This window comes from Sphingopyxis sp. sgz302558 (assembly GCF_057220455.1).
This window is the reverse complement of record NZ_JBXPUZ010000003.1, coordinates 628,568-648,275: the sequence shown is the minus strand read 5'-3', so window position 1 is coordinate 648,275 and position 19,708 is coordinate 628,568. Positions and strand designations below refer to the sequence as shown.

Here is a 19,708-nt window from a genome sequence, read left to right as displayed (position 1 = left end):
ATGGCCGATATGCTGATTCTAATGCTGCCCGCACCGGGCACGGATGCGGGTGGCGGCATTCGGCAGTGGTGGGCCATCGCTGACGGTAAGGTTGCCGAAAGTGGCAGCGACGGCGGATGGACTGCGTTGCTGGGTGAAGGCGCGGATGTCGTCGCGCTGGTTCCCGCGGCCGATGCTCCCGTCCGTTGGCTCGAGTTGCCCGGGCTGACGCCGCCGCAGGCGGCCGCCGCCGCGCGCCTGCAATTGGCGGATGCCGCGCTGGGCGATGCGGCGGACCAGCATGTTGCCGCCGGATTGGCGGGCGATGATGGTGTGGTTCCGGTTGCCGCCGTATCGCGCGGCGCGATGGACGGGTGGCTGGCGCAGCTGGCGCTCGCCGAAGTAACCCCCCGCGCGCTGGTGCCGATTGCTGCGCTGGTGCCTGCACCCGCCGAAGGGCAGGCGACGCGTGCGGCGATAGGTGGAGAAACATTGTTGCGCACAGCGGCGTTGTGTGCCGAGGCCGACGAAGTCATTGACCCAATGCGTCTGTCTGGCTTGCAGCCTGTAACCGCCGACGACGCGGCTGTCTTCGGTTGGCTCGCCGAGCTAGCAGAGTGCGTACCGATCGACCTTTTGACCGGCGCTTATGCGCCGCGCCGTAAGAGCGCGCTGTCGCCTGATATGCGCAAATGGCTGGTGCGGCTCACAGCGGCCCTAGTGCTGCTGACGCTGGCGGTGCCGCTGGTGCAGGCGGTGCAACTGGCGCGCAGTACCAGCGCGGCTAATGCGCGCAGCGTCGCAGCGGCGGCGGCGGTCGGGGCCAAGGGCGACGATGCGGCGGCGGCCGAGGCCGCGCTCGACGCACTGCTGGCGCAGCGTGGCGGTGGGCCGCTGGCGCTGTCGGCCCCGCTGGGTGGACTGTATCAAAGCCTGCAGGACTATCCGGCGGTCGCGGTTCGGACGTTGGGCCATGGCAGCGATGGCACGCTGTCGGTGACGCTAGCCGCGCCGCGTAAGAAAGACATCGACGATGTCCTGCTGGCTTTGCAGGCGCGAAACTTCATCGTCACCGCGCAGGCGATGCAGGGCAACGACGGCATGACTATGGGCGCCATCACCGTGAGGGCGGTACCATGATTGCTTCGCTGACCCGCTGGTGGCAGGCGCTGTCGCTGCGCGAACAGCGGCTGGTGGGCGTGGCAGCGGTGCTAGCGGCAGCGGTGCTGCTGTGGCTGATCCTGCGGCCTTTCGTCGCCTATCTTGGCGGGTTGGGCGAGGAACACAAGCTTGCGATCGAACGCGCGGCGCGAGTGGAGGCCAAAGCGGCATTGGTAAAGGGCGCGGCGGCGCCAGCGGCGTCGGCCATCAGCGGGTCGCTTGACCAGTGGCTCGCGGTCAGCGCGGGCGACACCGGCCTGACGCTCGATCGCAATGAGGCGCGTGGAGATGGCGCGGCGACACTGGCGATTGCGTCGGCGCGCGCACCGGCCGTTATCGGCTGGATGGCGCAGCTCGAGGCGCAGGGGCTGGTCATCGACCGCTTGATCATTTCGCCCGGCACCGACGGCTCTGTCGGGGTCACGGCGGAAGTGCGGCGGCCATGACGCGGCCGAGGATCTGGATTGCAGCGGCGCTGCTCGCGGCGGTGCTGATCATTGCCACGCTGCCGCTGCGGCTGGTGCTCGGCATGGCTGGCGCGGGCGATGCTGGTCTGACTGCGCGGGCGGTGACGGGCAGCCTCTGGTCGGGGCAATTGATTGATGCGCGCTGGCGCGGTGCGCGCCTGGGCAGCATTGGTGCGGGCCTTGCCCCTCTGGCGCTGCTGCGGGGAGAGGTGCGGCTGGAAATCGCGCGTGACGATGTGCTGCTCGGCAAGCTGACTGGTGCGCTGCTGCTCAATGGCGCGCGCGGGGTCAAGGATATGAACGGCAGCGTATCGTTGGGGGCGAGCCTCGCGGGCGTGCCGCTGGACAGTCTGCAACTGGCGGCTGTAGCTGCGCGCTTTGACAGCGCGGGACGCTGCGTCGAGGCTGCAGGCCAGGCGCGGCTGAGCATCGCGCTGCCGGTGCCGGGGCTTGACCTTGCCAATGGCATGGCAGGACCGCTCACCTGCCGCGATGGACGCGCCGAGGCGGCGCTGGCGAGCCAATCAGGGATGGAACGGCTTACGCTAGCTTTCGATGGCGCGGGACAATATCGCGCGCGCCTGTCGGTGCGGGCAAGCGATGATGCCGCCGCCGAAGGCCTGTTGCGCGCCGCCGGATTTCTGCCCGCCGGGGGCGATCTGGTGCTGCTGCACGAAGGGCGGCTATGACGCTGCTTGGGTGGCTGGCGGAGTTGCCGCTGGTCACCGTGCTGCCATTCGCTGCTTTGCTCGGCCTGATCGCTGGCAGTTTCATTGCCACGCTAGTGCTGCGTTGGGGGTCTGGGCGCAGCATTTTGGGGCGTTCGGTCTGCGACGGTTGCCGGCGGACACTGGGGTTACTGGACCTTATCCCTTTGATCGGTTGGCTGGCGCGGCGCGGGCGCTGTTCGGCCTGCAGCACGGCCATCGACCCACTGCACCTGCGCGTCGAGGTGGGCTGCGCGGCGATTGGCGCGGTTTCAGTGCTGTTGCTCCCCGGCGCGGCCGGCTGGGGTTTGGCGCTATTCGGTTGGCTACTACTGCCGCTCGCGCTGCTCGATCTGCGCCACTATTGGCTGCCCGATGTTCTGACCGGCGTTCTCGCGGGCACGGGGCTGGTGCTGGCCGGGCCGATGTTGGACAGCAGCCTGCCCGCGCGGCTGACCGGTGCAATTGCGGGCGGCGCGACCTTAGGGGTGCTGGCGTGGCTGTTCGCGCGCGCGCGCGGGCGTGACGGCATGGGCGGCGGCGATCCCAAACTGGCGGCCGCCATTGGGTGCTGGATCGGCTGGATGCCGCTGCCCTTCATGTTTGCCATGGCCAGCTTCGGCGGGATTATCTGGGCCTTGCTGCAAAAAGGGGACGAACCGGTGCGTGACCGGCACATCCCCTTTGGTGCGTTTATGGCGGCGGCAGCCTGGGCAACCGTGCCGGTCTGGACCTATTTCATCACTGGATGACGATGCTCACCGCGCGGCGGTTGCGCGCCCAGGCGGCTTCGTTCGATTCGATTGCGTCGGGGCGATCCTTGCCATAGCTGATGACGTCGATGCGCGAAGGATCGATGCCCAGCGAGGCGAGATAGTTCTTGGCCGCATTGGCGCGGCGCTCGCCCAGCGCGATATTATAGTCGCGCGTACCGCGCTCGTCGGCATGGCCCTCGACCAGCACACGCACGGCCGGGTAGCGCTGCAGCCAGGTGGCCTGGCTGCGCAGCGTTGCCTGATCTTCGGCATCGACGTTGAACTGGTCGTAATCGAAGAAGATACGGTCATTGCTGATGTTTGCGACGAAATCCTGCTGCGATCCGGGAATGATCCCCGGAGCGGTGCCGGTGTCGGTGTCGCCGGTCACGGTGCTACCGTCGGGGGGGGGCGGCAGCTCTGTGGGCGGTTTCTTGGCACAGGCGCCCAGCGCGAGTGCCGCGGCGGAAAGGGTGAGAAGAGCGGTGCGGCGAAGCGTCATGGTGTTACTCCTGTTTGGCGCTTGTCGTGGAATGCTAGTGCTGCTGATGCGGCGATTAACCCATGTTGAACCCGGTTAATCAACCCGCTTTCGCCCCATCCGTTCCGGCAAGCGGGGCAAAAGCGGGTTGAAATGTTAGGGCAGCACCGGCCCCCAGGCCGGATCGGAGCCATCCTGTGGCGTTTGAAGTCGGCGCAGATTAACCCCGGTCAGATCGACCTGCCAGATGGTTGACCGTCCCTCGCGCCCTGGCGATGTGCGGAAGAATTGCAGCACGCGGCCGTTGGGCGACCAAGTCGGCGCTTCGTCCTGCCAGTCGTTGGTCAGCAGGCGTTCGCCGCCGCCCGCCGGTGTCATCACGCCGACCCGGAATTCGCCGCCGCCGATCTTGGTAAAGGCGATGAGGTCGCCGCGCGGTGACCATTCGGGTGTGGCATAGCGCCCGCCGCCAAAGCTGATGCGGCGCTGGCCCGACCCGTCGGCGTTCATGACATAGATTTGCTGGCTGCCCGACCGGTCGCTTTCAAAAACAATCTTGCTACCGTCGGGCGAAAAGCTGCCCCCGACGTCGATTCCGGGGGTGTTGGTCAGTCGCACCGGCGTGCCGCCGCTGGCTGCGACCTTGTAGATGTCGGTATTGCCGCCCGTAGCCATCGAAAACAGGATCGTCTTGCCATCGGGCGACCAGCGCGGAGCGAAAGTTGCGTTGGCTGATTCATGCACCAGCCGCTGACTGCCCGCTGCCACGTCATAGACGAATACGCGGACGCGGTTGTTGAGGTAGGACACATAGACGATCTGCTTGTAATCGGGCGAGAAACGCGGGGAAATGGCGAGCGCTTGGCCTGAAGTGATAAAGCGGTGGTTGCCGCCATCCGAATCCATGATGGCGAGCTGCTTGATGCGGTTATTCTTGGGCCCGCGCTCGGCAATGTAGGCGATACGGCTGTCAAAAAAGGGCGCTTCGCCCGACAGGCGCGAATAGATGGCGTCGGCACATTTGTGCGCGGCGCGGCGCCAATCGCCAGGCTGGATAACGAAACCTTGCCGGACCAGCTCGGTTTTCAGCGCGACGTCGTAAAGATAGCATCCGACCGTCAGGCTGCCGTCCGGATTGGCGCGGACGAAGCCATGTACCAGATTTTCGGCATCGCGCCCGGCCCAGCCATCAAATTGCGGCGCGGTGACTTCGCCCATGCTGATCTGGCGCAGCCCCGAGGGGCCGATGGGCGCATAAAGCCCGCTGCGTTCCAGGTTGGCTGCGATGACGCTGGCGATCTGGCCGCCCAGACTGTTGGTCGATAGGCCCGCGACGGTGGTGTTGGTGGGCGTGGTGAAGGGTGGCAGGATGATGATCGACTTGGAAGCAGCGACCTCGGCAACGACCTCGGCGGTGCGCGGCTGTTCGGTTGATGTTTCGGTTGCAGGCGTTTGGGCCGACGTCAGCGTTGGTGCGGCCAATAGCGCGGCTGCAACCAACCCCTTCGTCATTCCCGCGCAGGCCGGAATCCATCGCCAGCATTGGGAGATGGATTCCCGCCTGCGCGGGAATGACGAAGTAAAAGTTTGGGGGACGGCAGCATCCATCGTTCAAATCCCTTTTGCGCGGAAGGTCACGTCCCAGACGCGCCATTGGTCATAATATTCGGCGGGAAGGTCAAAAGGTGCGGCTTGCCGCACCGACCGGATCGCACGTTCCACAAACAGCGCTTGTTGCGGGACATTGCTGTCCGTCTTGCCTGCCAGCTCGCCTTTCTGCCGGACGTCGGCAATGGAGCCGTTGGGGTTCAAGCGGATTTCGATGACGACGCGCAGCTGGTCGATATCGACGCCGGATGGCACGTTACGCCGCCAGAAAGGCAGGATTTTGCCATCAATGGCAACATCAATCGACTTGCGCACCTCGGCTGCCGTCTGGGCGGCGGGCACGCCCCGACCGGGGGCTTTGGTTGCTTCCTTGCCCAGCCCTTCGGCGATGCCATCGAGCCGTCCGGTGGGGGTGTTGGGTCGGCGCGTGGGCGGTCCTTTGGCGGGCGGGGCTTTGCTGGGGGGTTGCTTGGCCGCAGGAGCTTTTGGCGTTGGTTTGGGGAGAGGTGCGGGCTCGGGCGGCGCGGTCTGCGCCTCGCGCGACAGCGCCTCTTCCTCGCCCAGCTTAGCGGCCGGCGGCGTTTCGGAAATTTCGGGCGCGGTAGATGTGGGGCCGGTATCGGCGATCAGGTCGACCTCCATCGGCGGATTGTCGAACCGCCGCTCGCCGCGTGTCCATTGCACCGATAGCAGCGCAAGCAGCGCCACATGCAGCACCACCGCCGCGCCAACGGCAACACGCAGATTCTGGTCCGGACGGCTGATCAGCGTTTCGGCCATAACTCCCGCCTAGGGCTCGGCATCTGAACCGCTGGTGACCAGCGCGATGCGGGTGAGTCCCGCGCGGTTAATCTCGCCCAGCACGCGCATCACCCGGCCATGATCGAGGCTGCGGTCGGCGCGCAGCTGGATTTGCGGCGGCGTGTCGCTCTCGGCCAGGGTGGCGAGCCGCGCGGGCAAGTCGGAGCTGCGCACTTCCTCTTCGCCGATAAATATGCGTCCGGCCTCGTCGATGCTCAGCTGCACTGGCTCCTGTTGTTCAGCATCGACGGGTTTGGCGCGGCTGTCGGGCAGGTTGATCGGTACGCCCGCGACCATCAGCGGCGCGGTGACCATGAAGATGATCAGCAGCACCAGCATCACATCGACAAAGGGGGTGACGTTGATTTCGGCCATCGGCGCGCGGCGGCGCTTGTTACGCCTCCCGCCGCCACCGCCAGCCCCAGGCATCGTCATCGCCATCAGTCGTGCTCCAGCTCGCGGCTGAAGGTGGCGTGCAGCCCGTCGGCAAAGCGCGACAAGCGGCTGTCGAGCCGGTTCAGCCGCTGCGAGAAACTGTTGTAGGCAATCACTGCCGGGATCGCCGCGAACAGGCCGATGGCGGTCGCAAACAGCGCCTCGGCAATGCCCGGAGCAACGACGGCCAGGCTGCTGTTCTGTTCGGCGGCAATGGCGGTGAAGCTGCGCATGATGCCCCACACTGTGCCGAACAGGCCAACAAAGGGCGCGACCGCACCAATGGTGGCGAGCACCCCGATGCGCTCGGCGAGCCGGTCAATTTCGGCATCGACAGCAGCGTGCATCGCGATGCCCAGCCGCTCGCGCGTGCCGTCGCGGTCGATGGCCTTGCCCTTGGTCGAGCGCCGCCACTCGCCAATCCCCGCCGCCAACACGCGCGCGGAGGGCAATTCCTCGCGCCCATTTTCGCTGAAAAACTTGTCGATGTCGCCCGCCCGCCAGAAATCGCGCTCGAACGCCTCGGACTCGCGGATCGCGCGGCCAGTCCCGCGCCCGAAGCTGAAAATCAGCGCCCAGACGTAGACGGAAGCGATCAGCAGCCCGACCATCACCGCCTTCACCACAATATCGGCCTGCAAAAACAGGGCGACAGGTGACAGGGTGGCGGCGTCGGTGGCCAATTTGATGTCGTCGAGCAAGGTCAGTTCACTCCGGTCATGATGGCGGTGAAACGTTCGGCCCAGCCCGCGGGTTGCCGGCGCGGGCGGCCATCGGGGGTAATGAAGGCGGCGGTAACGCGGCTTTCGGTCAGTGTCTCCTCGCCGCGCAGCACGCGCTGGGCGATGATGACGCTCGCACCGCGCACCGCCTCGACCGTGCTGATGACAATAAGGTCGTCATCAAGTTTCGCCGGGCGGCGATAACGGATATTTAGGTCGGTGACCGCCCATGCGCCTTCGCCCGCGTCATTCGCCGCGCGCTGGTCAATGCCCGCCAGCCGCAGCATGTCTGACCGCGCGCGCTCCATATAACGCAGGTAATTGGCGTGATAGACGATGCCCGACAGGTCGGTATCCTCGAAATAGACGCGCACGCGAAAGATATGCGCGGGGCCATCGAAATAGCCGGGGGTGAAAGGGGGCGGGGACATTAACCAATGCGATAGCGGGCGGGGGACTCGGCGGGAAGGGGGTAAGGGCGCTTTATCGCGCTACAGACTCGGCTGGTCGGCTATTCGCCGTCAAACAACCCGTCCTGCGCACCGGCGGGCGGGTTCAGCCCCAGATGCTTCCATGCGGCCGGATTGAGGCAGCGCCCCCGCGCCGTCCGCGCGATCAGCCCGGCTTGCAGCAGATAGGGCTCGATCACATCCTCGATCGTGTCGCGCGGTTCGGACAGGCCCGCCGCGAGCGTTTCAACGCCCACAGGCCCACCGCGATAAATGTCAGCGATCATGGTCAGATAGCGCCGGTCCATCGCATCGAGGCCCAGCGCATCGACCTCCAGCCGGTTGAGCGCGGCATCGGCGGCCTTGGCATCGACGATGCTTGCCCCCGCGACGCTGGCAAAATCGCGCACGCGGCGCAGCAGCCGCCCGGCGATGCGCGGCGTGCCGCGCGAGCGCTTGGCGATTTCCAGCGCGCCATCGGGGGCGATGTTGAGGTCGAGCAACCGCGCCGCGCGAGTAATCACCTGCTCCAGCTCGCCATGGCTGTAAAAATTCAGCCGCACCGGAATGCCGAAGCGGTCGCGCAAGGGGGTGGTGAGCAACCCCTGCCGCGTCGTCGCACCGACCAGCGTGAATTTAGGCAGGTCGATGCGCACCGACCGCGCCGACGGCCCTTCGCCAATCATGATGTCGAGCGCGCGGTCCTCCATCGCCGGATAAAGGATTTCTTCGACCGCAGGCGACAGGCGATGGATTTCGTCGATGAACAACACATCGCCGTCCTCGAGGTTGGTGAGCAGCGCCGCCAGATCGCCCGCCTTGGCGATGACCGGGCCGGAGGTGGAGCGGAACCCGACGCCGAGTTCGCGTGCGACAATCTGCGCCAGCGTAGTTTTGCCTAGCCCGGGCGGGCCGTAGAGCAGCACATGGTCGAGCGCGTCGGAACGCGATTTGGCTGCCTCGATGAAGATGCGCAGATTTTCGCGCGCCGCGGCCTGCCCGACGAACTCGGCGAGCGTTTTGGGGCGCAGCGCGGCGTCGGCGTCCTCGGGCGTGCGGGTGGGCGTGGTGAGGGCGTCGGTCAAGACTTTGCCAACCTCTTCTCTACTGCCTGCCACAGCCCCGCCACCGCCTGCACCGGCGCGCCGCGTGGCCCCATTAACTTCCCCACTGGTGCTCGGGCTTCGGTCATACGCTCGTACGCGCTGGCGGCAGGGATCACCGGCCAGTCGGGGGCGCCCGCCACCGCCGCACGGTGCAGGCTGCGGCGGCGGTCGACCATTGAAAAGACGGGCATCAGCACCGCCTTCGCCGTCTTGCCGCCCAGATGTTCGGCGATGGTGTCGAGTGCGCGCTGGGCGAGCGGTGCGGGGATGACGGGGACGATGACCAGGTCGGCGGCACGCAAAATCTGGTCCGATGTGTCGGTCAGGCCCGGCGGACAATCGATGATGATGCGGTCATAGTCCTTGGCCAGCCCCTCGGCGATCTTGGCGAGGCGTTTTTTCTTGTCGAGTTCATGAAAATCAATGTCGAGCGTGCGCAGCGACGCGTCGGCGGGCAGGATGGCGAGCCGGTCGATGGCGGTCGCGCGGATCAGCTTGTCGGGCGCGACTTCTTTCAGGATGGCGGACTGCGCGCTCTTGCCTTTGGTGGTTTGGCCGAGGATGTAGCTGGCGGCGGCCTGCGCATCGAGGTCCCACAACAGGGTGCGGCGGCTCGACAGCGTGGCGGCGGCCCAAGCGAGGTTGACCGCCAGCGTGGTTTTGCCGACGCCGCCCTTCAGGCTGTACACCGCAATCACTTTGCCGCTCATTTGGCTGCCTTTCGAAGTGCGAGGCGCACCAGCGCGTCGAGGTTTGCGCCTGCGCCCAAATCGTCATTCGCCGCCGCCACCGCTGCGCTCGCCTCGGCGGGTTTGAACCCCAGCCCGGTCAGCGCCGCGACCGCATCAGCGAGCGGGCCGCCACCAACGGGCCCGACGCTGCCCGTGCCCGCAATGCCCGCAAGGCCACCGGCCTTGTCCTTCAGCTCGTTGCAAATGCGCTGCGCTAGTTTCGGCCCCACGCCATTGGCGCGCGCCACCATCGCCGCATCACCGCTAGCCAGCGCGCGCTGGAGATCGGCGATTTCGAGTGCGGAAAGGATCGCCAGCGCCATTTTCGCGCCCACCCCCTGCACGCTGACGAGCAGGCGGAACCAGTCGCGCTCCTCGGCACGGGCAAAGCCCAGAAGGCGCAGAAAATCCTCGCCCACCAGCATTTCGGTGTGGATGGTGACGTCGTTGCCCACCGCGCCGAGCGCATCGAGCGTGCGCGCTGAGGCTTCGACCAGATAGCCAACGCCACCGACGTCGATCACGGCATGGCCTGCGCCTGATGAGTCCAGCCGTCCGGTGAGTTTGGCGATCATTTCTATACCCTACCCGTCCGGGCTGAGCTTGTCGAAGCCCCATTCTTCCTTTTCCAGCGGGTTAAAGAAAGGACAGCCCTTCGACAAGCGCAGGGCGCACGGCATTAAGGGGCTAGCGAGGCTTGTGATGCGCATGGCAAATCGCCACCGCCAGCGCATCGGCGGCATCTGCCCCCGCCACCGTCACCCCGGGCAGCAGCACGCGCAGCATGGCTTGCACCTGTTCCTTCGCCGCGCCGCCGGTGCCGACCAGCGCTTTTTTGACCAGACGCGGGGCGTATTCGGTCACGGGCAATCCGCCGCGCGCGCAGCCGAGCAGGACCACGCCGCGCGCTTGCGCCAGCTTCAGCGTCGATTGGGGATTGTCGTTCACGAAGACCTCCTCGACGGCGGCGCAGGCCGGTGCATGGTCGGCGATTACCGTTGCCAGCGCGCTGTCGAGATGCGCCAACCGGCTGGGCAGCGCGGCCTTCGCATCGGTCTTGATCTGGCCGTTGGCAATGTGACTGATCCGGCTGCCGTCGATGCGGACGATACCCCAGCCGGTACAGGAGAGCGACGGGTCGAGGCCGAGGATGATCAGCCGAGCTTCTCCATCACCGCATCGGGAATCTCGTAATTCCCCCACACCGTTTGCACATCATCGTCATCGTCCAGCGTGTCGATCAGCTTGAACAGGCTTTGTGCGGTCGCTTCGTCGGCAATTTCGCTCTTCATCGTGGGCCGCCAGGCGAGCTTCACGCCTTCGGCTTCGCCCAGCTTGGCTTCGAGTGCTTTGGCGACGGGGTGGAGATTTTCGACGCTGGTCCAGATTTCGTGGCCGTCCTCGGACGATTCGACGTCATCGGCGCCTGCATCCAAAGCGGCTTCGAATACGGTGTCGGCATCGCCTGCGCTGGCGGGATAAAGGATTTGGCCCAATCGATCGAAACCATGGCTTACGCTGCCGCTGGTGCCGAGGTTGCCGCCGTTCTTGCTAAATGCGGTGCGAACGTTGGTCGCGGTGCGGTTGCGGTTGTCGGTCAGCGCCTCGACGATCAGCGAAACGCCGCCGGGGCCATAGCCTTCGTAGCGGATTTCCTCATAATTCTCGCCTTCGCCGCCCGACGCCTTGTCGATCGCGCGCTGGATGTTGTCCTTGGGCATTGACTGCGCCTTGGCCGCGTTGACAGCAGCGCGCAGGCGGGCGTTAGCGTCGGGATCGGGCAGGCCCATTTTGGCCGCAACGGTGATTTCGCGCGCGAGCTTGCTGAACAGGGCGCTGCGCTTTTTGTCCTGCGCACCCTTGCGGTGCATGATGTTCTTGAACTTGCTATGGCCGGCCACCGCCGTCCTCCGTGGTTATGACAAACTGGTGGCCGCCCCTAGCGCGTGGTGCCCTGTCAGACAACTACGGCGGTGCCGCTAGCGGTGACCATCAGCATCGATCCGCCCTGACCCAGCACCTCATAATCGAAATCGACGCCGATCACGGCGTTGGCGCCGCGCGACCGGGCTTCGCCTTCCAGCTCTTTCAGCGCCGCTTCGCGCGCGTCGCGCAGCGTCGATTCATAGCTGCCCGACCGGCCGCCTACGACGTCGCGGATGCCTGCGAACAAATCCTTGAAGATGTTGGCCCCGACAATCACTTCGCCGGTAACGATGCCCAGATAGTCTTTGGCGGGATGGCCTTCGATGCTGGTGGTGGTGGTCAGGATCATGGCTGTGCTCCTTGCTGGGGAAATCAGGCGATGCCGAGGGCGGATTTATAGACGTCGAGAATGGCTTCCATTTCTTTGCGGTCGTTCACCGGCATTTTGCGCAGGCGGACGATCTGGCGCATGATTTTGGCGTCGTAGCCGTTGGCCTTGGCTTCGGAATAGACGTCGCGAATGTCATCGGCGATGCCCTTTTTCTCTTCCTCCAGCCGCTCGATACGCTCGATGAACAGGCGCAATTGCTGGTCGGAAACGCTGGCTTCGTCGGACATGGATAACTCCCGCTGGGTAATGTTTGACCGACGCGCCTAGCTGGGACGTAGCAGATTCGCCAAGCCCTATTCGGGCGGAAAGGGTTGGCGCTTGCCGTCCAGCTTGTGGACAACGCCACGGCGCATTACGAAACTGACCGTTTCCAGCGCGGTGACATCGGCCAGCGGGTCGCCCGCGACCGCGATGATATCGGCATCGCGCCCGGGCAAGATTGCTCCGATGGGACGATCGAGCTCGGCGGCATTGTCGCTGGTGGCTGCCTTGATCGCCTGCGCCGGGGTCATCCCCGCCTTGATCATCAGCGCAAATTCCTTGGCATTGTCGCCGTGCGGCGCGACGCCGCTGTCGGTACCGAAGAGGATGCGCACCCCGCCTTTCACCGCGCGGGCAAAGCTGGCGGCATGTGCGGCGGCAGCTTCTTCGGCCTTGGCGAGCTGAGGTCCTGGCGCGTCGCCGCGCCGCGCCTGCGCCAGTGCGGCAATGGGGGCGACGGCAGTGGGGACGAGCGCGGCATTGCTCGCTTTGAACAGCTTGACCGTTTCATCGTCGATGAAGCTGCCATGCTCAATGCTGTCAACCCCTGCACGCAGTGCGGCATCGATCCCTTCCTTGCCGTGCGCATGCGCGGTGACCTTGCGGCCAAAACTGTGGCCGGTGTCGACGATGCTCTTCATTTCGGCGTCGGTCATCTGCTTGCCCAGCCCGCCTGCGACGTTGGAACGCACCCCGCCGGTAGCCGCGAATTTGATCACTTCCGCTCCGATGGAAACTTGTGCGCGCACGGCGCTGGCACAGCCATCGGGGCCGTCGCACACATTGGTGCGCTCTTCGGCTACGGCGCGCGTAAAGGTCCGATTGAGCCCGTTAACGCCGCCATGGCCTCCCGTGACCGACACCATCGTTCCCGCCGGGATGATGGTCGGGCCGACGATGACGCCATTGTTGATGGCGTCACGCAAGGTGGTGGTCGTTCGCCCCTCACCGCCCAGATCACGCACCGTCGTGAACCCGGCCTCCAGCGTCTTGCGCGCATTGGCCTGCGCGATGACAAAGCCATCCTCGACATCGCGGCTTGGCCCTTCGAGTCGGCTGCGCAGCAAATTGTCGTCGCTGCCAATATGAACGTGCATGTCGATCAGACCCGGCAAAACAAACTGCGTTTTCAGGTCGATGATGCGCGCGTCCGCTTCTGGCACGACAAAGCCGTCGCGCACTTCGGCGACCTTGCCGTCGCGGACGATGATAGTGGAGGGGCCGCGCGGCGTTGCGGCGGGATCGGCAAGCAGGCGGCCCGCATGGATATAGGTGGTCTCGGCGGCCAGCGGCGATGATGCCAACAGCAAGGCGGCGGTCAGGATCAGGCGCATCTGTTTTCTCTCCCCTTCAACTTCAGAAATGCGATGGATTCTTTGCGATGGTGGCTTCCATGGCTGCAAGCTGCTCGGGCGACGCCGCGGTCTGGTTCGCAGCCTTCCAGTCGGAATAGGGCATTGCATAGACAATGGCGCGCCCCGCCTCCTTGTCCATCTCGCCGGCCTCGGCGACCCAGTCGCCCAGGCAATTGCGGCAGAACCCGGCCAGCCCCATCAGGTCGATATTGGCTGCATCGGTGCGGTGCCGAAGCAAGCGGACAAGGCGGCGGAAGGCAGCCGCTGCCACTGCGTCATCGAGCGTGTCGAGGGGATCGGTCATCAGCTGTCTTCCTGTTGCCACCAATGAATAGCTATGCGCATGCCCGCAACGCTTGCCAGCGGCAAGGGGCTCGTGGCAATTGCCTTGCGAGCCGGACGAACGAGCGACGAGGGGATTGATTGTGGCGCAGATTTACAGCCCGCGTGCGCGCAAGGTGCGGATCCTCGCCACTTTGGGTCCGGCGAGCAACACACCCGAGATGCTGCGCGCGCTTGCGCTCGCCGGGGCAGATGCCTTTCGCGTTAACATGAGCCATGGCGAGCATGCGGGGCATGCGGCGGTGATCGCCGCGATCCGCGCGCTGGAAAAGGATACGGGTCGCCCGACAACCATCTTGGCCGACCTTCAGGGCCCGAAGCTGCGCGTTGGCAGCTTTGCTGATGGCGGGGTTGACCTGGTTTCCGGCAACGACTTCATCCTTGATGCCGATCCGGCACCGGGCGATGCAACGCGCGTCCATCTGCCGCACCCCGAATTGTTCGCGGCTTTAAAGCCCGGCACAAGGTTGCTGGTGGATGACGGCAAGCTGGTGTTGCGGGTGCAGGCGGTAACGCCGACGCGCATCAACACACGCATCGAGATTGGCGGTCGCATTTCGAACCGCAAGGGCGTCAATGTGCCCGACGTGGTGGTGCCATTGGCGGCGCTGACCGAGAAAGACCGTCGCGATCTGACCTTCGCGCTGGAGCAGGGGGTTGATTGGGTCGCGCTTTCATTTGTCCAGCGACCCGAGGATGTCGCAGAGGCCCGCACGTTAATTGGCGGCAAGGCGGCGCTGCTGGTCAAATTTGAGAAGCCCAGCGCCGTCGAGCGTATCGAAGAAATATTGGAATTGGCCGATGCGGCGATGGTGGCGCGCGGCGATCTGGGCGTCGAACTCCCACCTGAGGCCGTCCCACCCCTGCAAAAGCGCATCGTCGCGACCGCCCGCCGGATGGGCAAGCCGGTGGTGGTGGCGACGCAGATGCTGGAATCCATGATCCAGTCGCCCACCCCGACGCGTGCCGAAGTGTCCGACGTTGCGACCGCCATTTACGATGGTGCCGACGCCATCATGCTATCGGCGGAGACGGCGGCGGGCGCTTGGCCGATCGAGGCGGTGACGATGATGGATAGCATCGCCAAATCGGTGGAGGCCGACCCCGATTATTTCCGCCGCTTGCACTTTACCGAAACCAAACCCGACGCGACGACGGCCGACGCACTGGCCGAGGCGGCGGGCAGCATTATTGCGACGATCGATGCCGATGCCATCATTTGCTTCACGGCGTCAGGATCGACCGCGCGGCGCGTGGCACGCGAGCGGCCGGGTGCGCCGCTGCTGGTGCTCACCCCCAAACTTGACGCGGCGCGGCGAATGGGCCTGCTCTGGGGCGCGCATGCCGTGCGGACGAAGGACATTGGCAGCTTTGAAGAGATGATCGCCAAGGGCAAGCGCATGGCGCTGCGCCACAGCGTTGGCCGCGCCGGTGCCAAGCTCGTGATGATGGCAGGCGTCCCTTTCGGTACACCGGGTTCGACCAACGTGCTGCACGTCGCCACGATGACTGGCGACGAGCTGCGCGGTTATAAGGGAGATTGACGCGCCGCTGCGTGGTTAATTCGGGTCGAATTGATTCAAATCAGGACGGCTTGGTAAACACTCTTTGCACCATGATTTTGACGCGGCATAGTCGGCCGCGCTGGTGGAGTCGCCAGCGTGGACTAGACAGGATTTGCCGCAGCGTGAGCGCACCATTTCGCTTCCCCCGCTTCTTTGTCACCAGCCCGGCACCATGCCCCTATCTGGCGGGCAAGACCGAACGAAAAGTGTTCACCGAACTGGGCGGAAGCAATCCGGCGGAATTGAATGACGCGCTGGGACGCATCGGTTTCCGCCGCAGCCAGTCTGTTGCCTATCGCCCCAGCTGCACCGGGTGCAGCGCGTGCGTGTCGGTGCGCGTGTGCGCCAATGATTTTGAACCGGGGGCAACCCAGAAACGTAACCTCCGCCGCAACGGCGATCTGGTGGTTGCCGCGTGCAAACCGTGGGCAACGCAGGAACAGTTTAATCTGCTGAGCCGCTATCTGCGCAGCCGTCACCCCGAAGGCGGCATGGCCGATATGGACGAGCAGGATTTTGCCGACATGGTCGAGCAGACCCCGGTCGACAGCTATCTGGTCGAATATCGCGAACCCGCGCAAGCCGACGGCCGCCCCGGCAAGCTGGTGGGCTGCTGTTTGACCGACAGGCAGAATGATGGACTGTCAATGATTTACAGCTTCTTTGATGCCGAACATCCATTACGTGAAGGCTTGGGCACCTATATCATCCTCGACCACATATTGCGCGCTGGTGCTGCGGGCCTGCCTTATGTCTATCTGGGCTATTGGATCGAAGGTTCGCGGCGCATGGCGTATAAGGCCAAGTTCCGCCCGCTCGAAAGGCTGGGCCCCGACGGCTGGCATGCCTATAATCCGCCAGTAGCGGTAATGGACCGGCAGGTCGAAACCGCCTGATTGACGCACGATTTCAGCGTCAACAATGGTTGACGCCCCCTGCCTTTCCCCGCCATAACCCAAGCTTATCGGACGCCTGACAAGTCCGGGTCGCATCCATTGGGGAAGGTTGCCGTTTCGGGCCGGCAGCCATAGTTGGGGGATGCTGATGCGCGGCGAGCGGTCGGCGGGGTTGGAACCAGTCTGCGAGCGCCGGGATCCGCGCCGGGCGGGCGACAGCGCATGAACGATAAGGTTCAGATCGCCATCATCGGATCGGGCCCGGCCGGGCTGAGCGCCGCTGCGCGCGCGGCAGCGCTGGGGCTGTCCCATGTACTTCTCGAAAAAACCGACCATCTCTCTGATACCATTTTCAAATATCAGAAGGGTAAGCTGGTGATGGCGACCCCGACGCGGCTGGACCTGCGGTCTGACTGCGATTTTGACGAGGGGATTCGCGAGGATATATTGGCGACCTGGGATCGGCAGATGGCCGAGCACAGGGTGAATATCGCCTATTATGCCGAAGTCACTGCGGTCGAAGGCGCACAAGGCGATTTCACCATCCGCACCGCGCGAGGCGCCGAATTTCGGGCCGAATATATCGTATTGGCCATCGGCACTCAGGGCAATCCCAACCGCATGCGCTGTCCCGGCGGCGACATGGCGCATGTGGTCTATCAGCTCGACGATCCGGCAGATTATCAGGACAAGCATGTCACCGTCGTCGGGTCAGGCGACGCGGGTATTGAAAATGCGCTGGGGCTGGCCGAGTCGGCACTTGAAAACACCGTTACCATCCTGAACCGGTCTAAAGATTTCGCCCGGGCCAAGGCCAAGAATGTCTCTGACCTAATGGAAGCGGGGGCGACGGGCGCAATGATTGTGCGCACCGAAACATCGCCCAAACTGGTCGAGGAAGGCTGGCTGACGCTCGAAACGCCGACGGGCGATGTGCGGATCGAGTGCGACGCGATTATTGCGCGGTTGGGGTCGGTCGCGCCGCGTGCCTTTGTCGAGGGGTTGGGCATCGAGTTTTCGAGCCCTGACCGCGAGGCATTCCCGAAGCTGTCGCCGCAGTTCGAAAGCACCGCGCCCGGCATTTTCGTCATCGGCGCGCTCGCGGGCTATCCGCTGATCAAACATTGCATGAACCAGGGCTATGATGTCGTTGAATATGTAAAGACGCAGATCAGGGGCGAGCCCTTCACCCTGCCGCCCGCAGACGAGGGGCTGCTCGTTAAAGTGTTTGAAGGGCTGCCCGGCAATCGCAGCGTTGCCGAGTGGTTGGAATTCCTGCGCGAACGGGTGAGCATTTTCAACGATGTCTCGCCGCTGCAGATGCGCGAATTCATGCTCGATTCGCAGGTCAGCTTTGTGCGCGCGGGCGAAGTGGTGTTCGAAGGCGGCGAGCCTGGCACCTCGCTGTTCGCTGTCGCTGATGGCGGCGTGCTGGTGCAGATTGATCCCAATGATGCAACCCGCGTCGTGCCGATCGAAACCGGGAGTATCTTTGGTGAGGTTGGCCTGATTTCGGGGCGCAAGCGCGGTGCGACCGTGCGCGCCGGTACCGACAGCATCTTGGTCGAAGTGTCGCGCACTGCCGCGCTGAAGCTGATGGCCGCCGTGCCCGGGGCCAAGCGGGTGATCAACCGCATCAGCTTGGAACGCCAGTTAATGCAGATTTTCCGCGGTGGGTTGACCCCGGCCGACCTGGTCGACGCAGTCGATAATGCCGAGGTGCTGACCGTCAAGATTGGCGAGACCGTGCTGGCCGAGGGCGACACCGGCGATGACATTTACGTCATCCGGTCAGGTTCGATGGCGGTCGAAAAGATGATCGGCGGGCGGCCGATTTTCCTGTCCTACTTGCCTGCCGGTGCCTTCTTCGGCGAGATGGCAGTTCTGGGGGGAGGGCAGCGGACCGCGACGGTTAAGGCGGCAGTCAAGAGCGAGGTCATCAAGCTGCGCGGCGAGGATTTCCGCCGCATCCTGGATCGCAAATCGGCGATCAAGCTCGACACGCTGGAGGCGATGCAGAAGCGCACCGCGATCAACGACTTCATCGAAAGCCGCAAGGGCAGCTATTACAGCGCGGTCGATCTTTATTCGGATACGGCGAGCTTTCTCATCAAACAGGGGATTGGCGAGGCGACCGATGCGCTGCTGATCGACGAGCGGCTGTGCGTCGGCTGCGACAATTGCGAAAAAGCCTGTGCGGACAGCCACGATGGGCTCTCTCGGCTCGACCGCGAAGCGGGCAAGAGCTTTGCCCATCTGCACGTGCCCACCAGTTGCCGCCACTGCGAGCATCCGCATTGCATGGCGGATTGTCCGCCCAACGTCATTCACCGTGGCCCTGATGGCGAAGTTTATATGGAGGATGGCTGCATCGGTTGCGGCAATTGCATGCGCAACTGCCCCTATGGCGTCATCCGGATGGAGGCGAAGCCGCCGAAGAAGCCGGGCCTGTTGCAATGGTTGTTGTTCGGATTTGGCCCCGGCCCAGGTGAACCGTCGCCCAAATGGACAAAGGCGAATTTGCCCGAAGGCACCAAGCCCAAGAAAATCGCGGTAAAATGTGACATGTGCAAGGGGATAGAGGGCGGTCCGGCCTGCGTGCGCGCCTGCCCGACCGGCGCCGCGATCCGCGTGACGCCCGAGGAGTTTCTGTCGGTTGCCAAACTGGGCGAGGGTGACGACTGATGGCGCTGGGTCCCGGCATTTTGCGACGTCGCACCCGCGCTGCCGCCGCGCAAACGGGGCGCGTGCGGCAAAGCGCGCACGAAGGCTTCCTTTCTTACGCGGGCTTTCGCTGGGCGAAAATTTCGGGCGGGGTGATGCTGCTGGTCATCATCTCCTACATGCTGATCGACATCACGCCGCGCCACAATGGCGGCAGCTGGTATGGCTATACGCTGGGGACAATAGGTGCGGCGCTGATCCTGTGGCTGACCGCGCTTGGCTATCGCAAGCGCAAGATGACCAGCGGCTCGTGGTCGCTCAAGGCATGGACTTCGGCGCATGTTTACCTGGGACTGTCGCTGATCGTGATCGGCACCTGGCATACCGGGTTCCAGCTGGGGTGGAATGTCCACACGCTGGCCTGGGCGCTAATGATGATCGTCATATTGTCGGGGTTGTTCGGGATTTTCGTTTACGCGACGCTGCCGCAGTCTTTGGCTGCAAACCGCGAGCAAATGACGCAAATGCAAATGTTGGAGGCGATCCGCGCCTTTGACCGCCAGTTGCACGTCGCTGCGCTAGCGCTGCCGCCCGCAATCAGCGCGCCGGTGCAGGCGTCGTTGGAGCAAGACCCATTCGCAGGCTCGGTGGCAAGCCGCTTCACGGGCCGCTATCCTGGCTGTGCGACTGCAGCGGCGCGCCGCGCGCTGGCCGGAGTGCCGGGCGAGAGCATCCCGCGCCTGACCGACCTGCTGGACCAGAAACAGGCGGCGCTCGCACGGCTGCGCGGCCATCTGCGCATCCGGGCAATTCTCGAGGCGTGGCTCTATGTGCATGTGCCGATGACGTTTGCGCTGATTGCGGCGTTATCGGCGCATATCATCAGCGTGTTCTTTTACTGGTAGG

Annotated in this window: 23 protein-coding genes; 8 read left to right on the top strand and 15 right to left on the bottom strand. The window is 64.5% G+C overall.

Annotated elements, in window-relative coordinates; translation table 11 throughout:
* Genes gspL through AC2TC0_RS13755 form a run of 4 tightly spaced genes read left to right on the top strand, consistent with a single transcriptional unit; the run spans position 1 to position 3,066 of the window.
* A complete protein-coding gene (gene gspL, locus AC2TC0_RS13770) occupies positions 1-1,119 on the top strand; it encodes a type II secretion system protein GspL (protein ID WP_484718086.1) in 1,119 nt (372 codons plus the stop codon).
* Positions 1,116-1,586, top strand: a complete 471-nt coding sequence (gene gspM / locus AC2TC0_RS13765; RefSeq protein ID WP_484718085.1) for a type II secretion system protein GspM — start codon at positions 1,116-1,118, stop codon at positions 1,584-1,586. Before gspL ends, gspM begins: the two co-directional genes overlap by 4 nt.
* On the top strand, positions 1,583-2,296 hold the full coding sequence (gene gspN / locus AC2TC0_RS13760; RefSeq protein ID WP_484718084.1) for a type II secretion system protein N: 714 nt from the start codon (positions 1,583-1,585) through the stop codon (positions 2,294-2,296). The genes gspM and gspN overlap by 4 nt, the downstream gene beginning before the upstream one ends.
* A complete protein-coding gene (locus AC2TC0_RS13755; protein WP_484718083.1) occupies positions 2,293-3,066 on the top strand; it encodes a prepilin peptidase in 774 nt (257 codons plus the stop codon). The genes gspN and AC2TC0_RS13755 overlap by 4 nt, the downstream gene beginning before the upstream one ends.
* Here the strand turns inward: AC2TC0_RS13755 and pal are convergent.
* From pal to AC2TC0_RS13680, 15 genes are all read right to left on the bottom strand, one after another.
* On the bottom strand, positions 3,056-3,571 hold the full coding sequence (pal, locus tag AC2TC0_RS13750) for a peptidoglycan-associated lipoprotein Pal (RefSeq protein WP_484718082.1): 516 nt from the start codon (positions 3,569-3,571) through the stop codon (positions 3,056-3,058). The genes AC2TC0_RS13755 and pal overlap by 11 nt on opposite strands.
* Before the next feature lie 135 nt (positions 3,572-3,706).
* Positions 3,707-5,062, bottom strand: coding sequence for a Tol-Pal system beta propeller repeat protein TolB (tolB, locus tag AC2TC0_RS13745; protein ID WP_484718081.1), 1,356 nt, complete (start codon positions 5,060-5,062; stop codon positions 3,707-3,709).
* Between the two features lie 99 nt (positions 5,063-5,161).
* Positions 5,162-5,938, bottom strand: coding sequence for a hypothetical protein (locus AC2TC0_RS13740; protein WP_484718080.1), 777 nt, complete (start codon positions 5,936-5,938; stop codon positions 5,162-5,164).
* Positions 5,939-5,947: 9 nt separating this feature from the next.
* On the bottom strand, positions 5,948-6,400 hold the full coding sequence (locus AC2TC0_RS13735; RefSeq protein WP_484718079.1) for an ExbD/TolR family protein: 453 nt from the start codon (positions 6,398-6,400) through the stop codon (positions 5,948-5,950).
* The gene (gene tolQ / locus AC2TC0_RS13730; protein WP_484718078.1) at positions 6,400-7,095 is read right to left on the bottom strand and encodes a protein TolQ; all 696 of its coding nucleotides are present in this window, start codon (positions 7,093-7,095) and stop codon (positions 6,400-6,402) included. Before tolQ ends, AC2TC0_RS13735 begins: the two co-directional genes overlap by 1 nt.
* 2 nt (positions 7,096-7,097) lie before the next feature.
* Positions 7,098-7,547, bottom strand: coding sequence for a YbgC/FadM family acyl-CoA thioesterase (locus AC2TC0_RS13725; RefSeq protein ID WP_484718077.1), 450 nt, complete (start codon positions 7,545-7,547; stop codon positions 7,098-7,100).
* Positions 7,548-7,627: 80 nt separating this feature from the next.
* Complete coding sequence (gene ruvB / locus AC2TC0_RS13720) at positions 7,628-8,650, bottom strand: Holliday junction branch migration DNA helicase RuvB (RefSeq protein ID WP_484718076.1); 1,023 nt, start codon at positions 8,648-8,650, stop codon at positions 7,628-7,630.
* A complete protein-coding gene (locus tag AC2TC0_RS13715; RefSeq protein WP_484718075.1) occupies positions 8,647-9,381 on the bottom strand; it encodes a ParA family protein in 735 nt (244 codons plus the stop codon). Before AC2TC0_RS13715 ends, ruvB begins: the two co-directional genes overlap by 4 nt.
* Complete coding sequence (ruvA, locus tag AC2TC0_RS13710) at positions 9,378-9,977, bottom strand: Holliday junction branch migration protein RuvA (protein ID WP_484718074.1); 600 nt, start codon at positions 9,975-9,977, stop codon at positions 9,378-9,380. The genes AC2TC0_RS13715 and ruvA overlap by 4 nt, the downstream gene beginning before the upstream one ends.
* 112 nt (positions 9,978-10,089) lie before the next feature.
* On the bottom strand, positions 10,090-10,560 hold the full coding sequence (ruvC, locus tag AC2TC0_RS13705) for a crossover junction endodeoxyribonuclease RuvC (RefSeq protein WP_484718137.1): 471 nt from the start codon (positions 10,558-10,560) through the stop codon (positions 10,090-10,092).
* Entirely contained in the window at positions 10,557-11,303 is a 747-nt protein-coding gene (locus tag AC2TC0_RS13700; RefSeq protein WP_484718073.1) for a YebC/PmpR family DNA-binding transcriptional regulator, read from the bottom strand. Before AC2TC0_RS13700 ends, ruvC begins: the two co-directional genes overlap by 4 nt.
* Before the next feature lie 56 nt (positions 11,304-11,359).
* Entirely contained in the window at positions 11,360-11,677 is a 318-nt protein-coding gene (locus tag AC2TC0_RS13695; protein ID WP_484718072.1) for a heavy metal-binding domain-containing protein, read from the bottom strand.
* Positions 11,678-11,700: 23 nt separating this feature from the next.
* The gene (locus AC2TC0_RS13690) at positions 11,701-11,946 is read right to left on the bottom strand and encodes a DUF2312 domain-containing protein (RefSeq protein ID WP_484718071.1); all 246 of its coding nucleotides are present in this window, start codon (positions 11,944-11,946) and stop codon (positions 11,701-11,703) included.
* A 66-nt stretch (positions 11,947-12,012) separates the two neighbouring features.
* Positions 12,013-13,314, bottom strand: coding sequence for a metal-dependent hydrolase family protein (locus tag AC2TC0_RS13685; RefSeq protein WP_484718070.1), 1,302 nt, complete (start codon positions 13,312-13,314; stop codon positions 12,013-12,015).
* A gap of 22 nt (positions 13,315-13,336) precedes the next feature.
* Entirely contained in the window at positions 13,337-13,639 is a 303-nt protein-coding gene (locus AC2TC0_RS13680) for a DUF1244 domain-containing protein (protein ID WP_484718069.1), read from the bottom strand.
* Positions 13,640-13,760: 121 nt separating this feature from the next.
* Here AC2TC0_RS13680 and pyk point away from each other — a divergent pair, with 121 nt between their 5' ends.
* The 4 genes from pyk (at position 13,761) to AC2TC0_RS13660 (ending at position 19,707) form a co-directional block, all read left to right on the top strand.
* A complete protein-coding gene (gene pyk / locus AC2TC0_RS13675) occupies positions 13,761-15,221 on the top strand; it encodes a pyruvate kinase (RefSeq protein ID WP_484718068.1) in 1,461 nt (486 codons plus the stop codon).
* 143 nt (positions 15,222-15,364) lie between these two features.
* Positions 15,365-16,138 carry an arginyltransferase gene (locus tag AC2TC0_RS13670; RefSeq protein ID WP_484718067.1) on the top strand — a complete coding sequence of 258 codons (774 nt, stop codon included), beginning with the start codon at positions 15,365-15,367 and terminating at the stop codon, positions 16,136-16,138.
* A gap of 222 nt (positions 16,139-16,360) precedes the next feature.
* Positions 16,361-18,823, top strand: coding sequence for a cyclic nucleotide-binding domain-containing protein (locus tag AC2TC0_RS13665; protein WP_484718066.1), 2,463 nt, complete (start codon positions 16,361-16,363; stop codon positions 18,821-18,823).
* The gene (locus tag AC2TC0_RS13660; RefSeq protein ID WP_484718065.1) at positions 18,823-19,707 is read left to right on the top strand and encodes a hypothetical protein; all 885 of its coding nucleotides are present in this window, start codon (positions 18,823-18,825) and stop codon (positions 19,705-19,707) included. The genes AC2TC0_RS13665 and AC2TC0_RS13660 overlap by 1 nt, the downstream gene beginning before the upstream one ends.
* The last annotated feature ends 1 nt before the right edge of the window (position 19,708 follow it).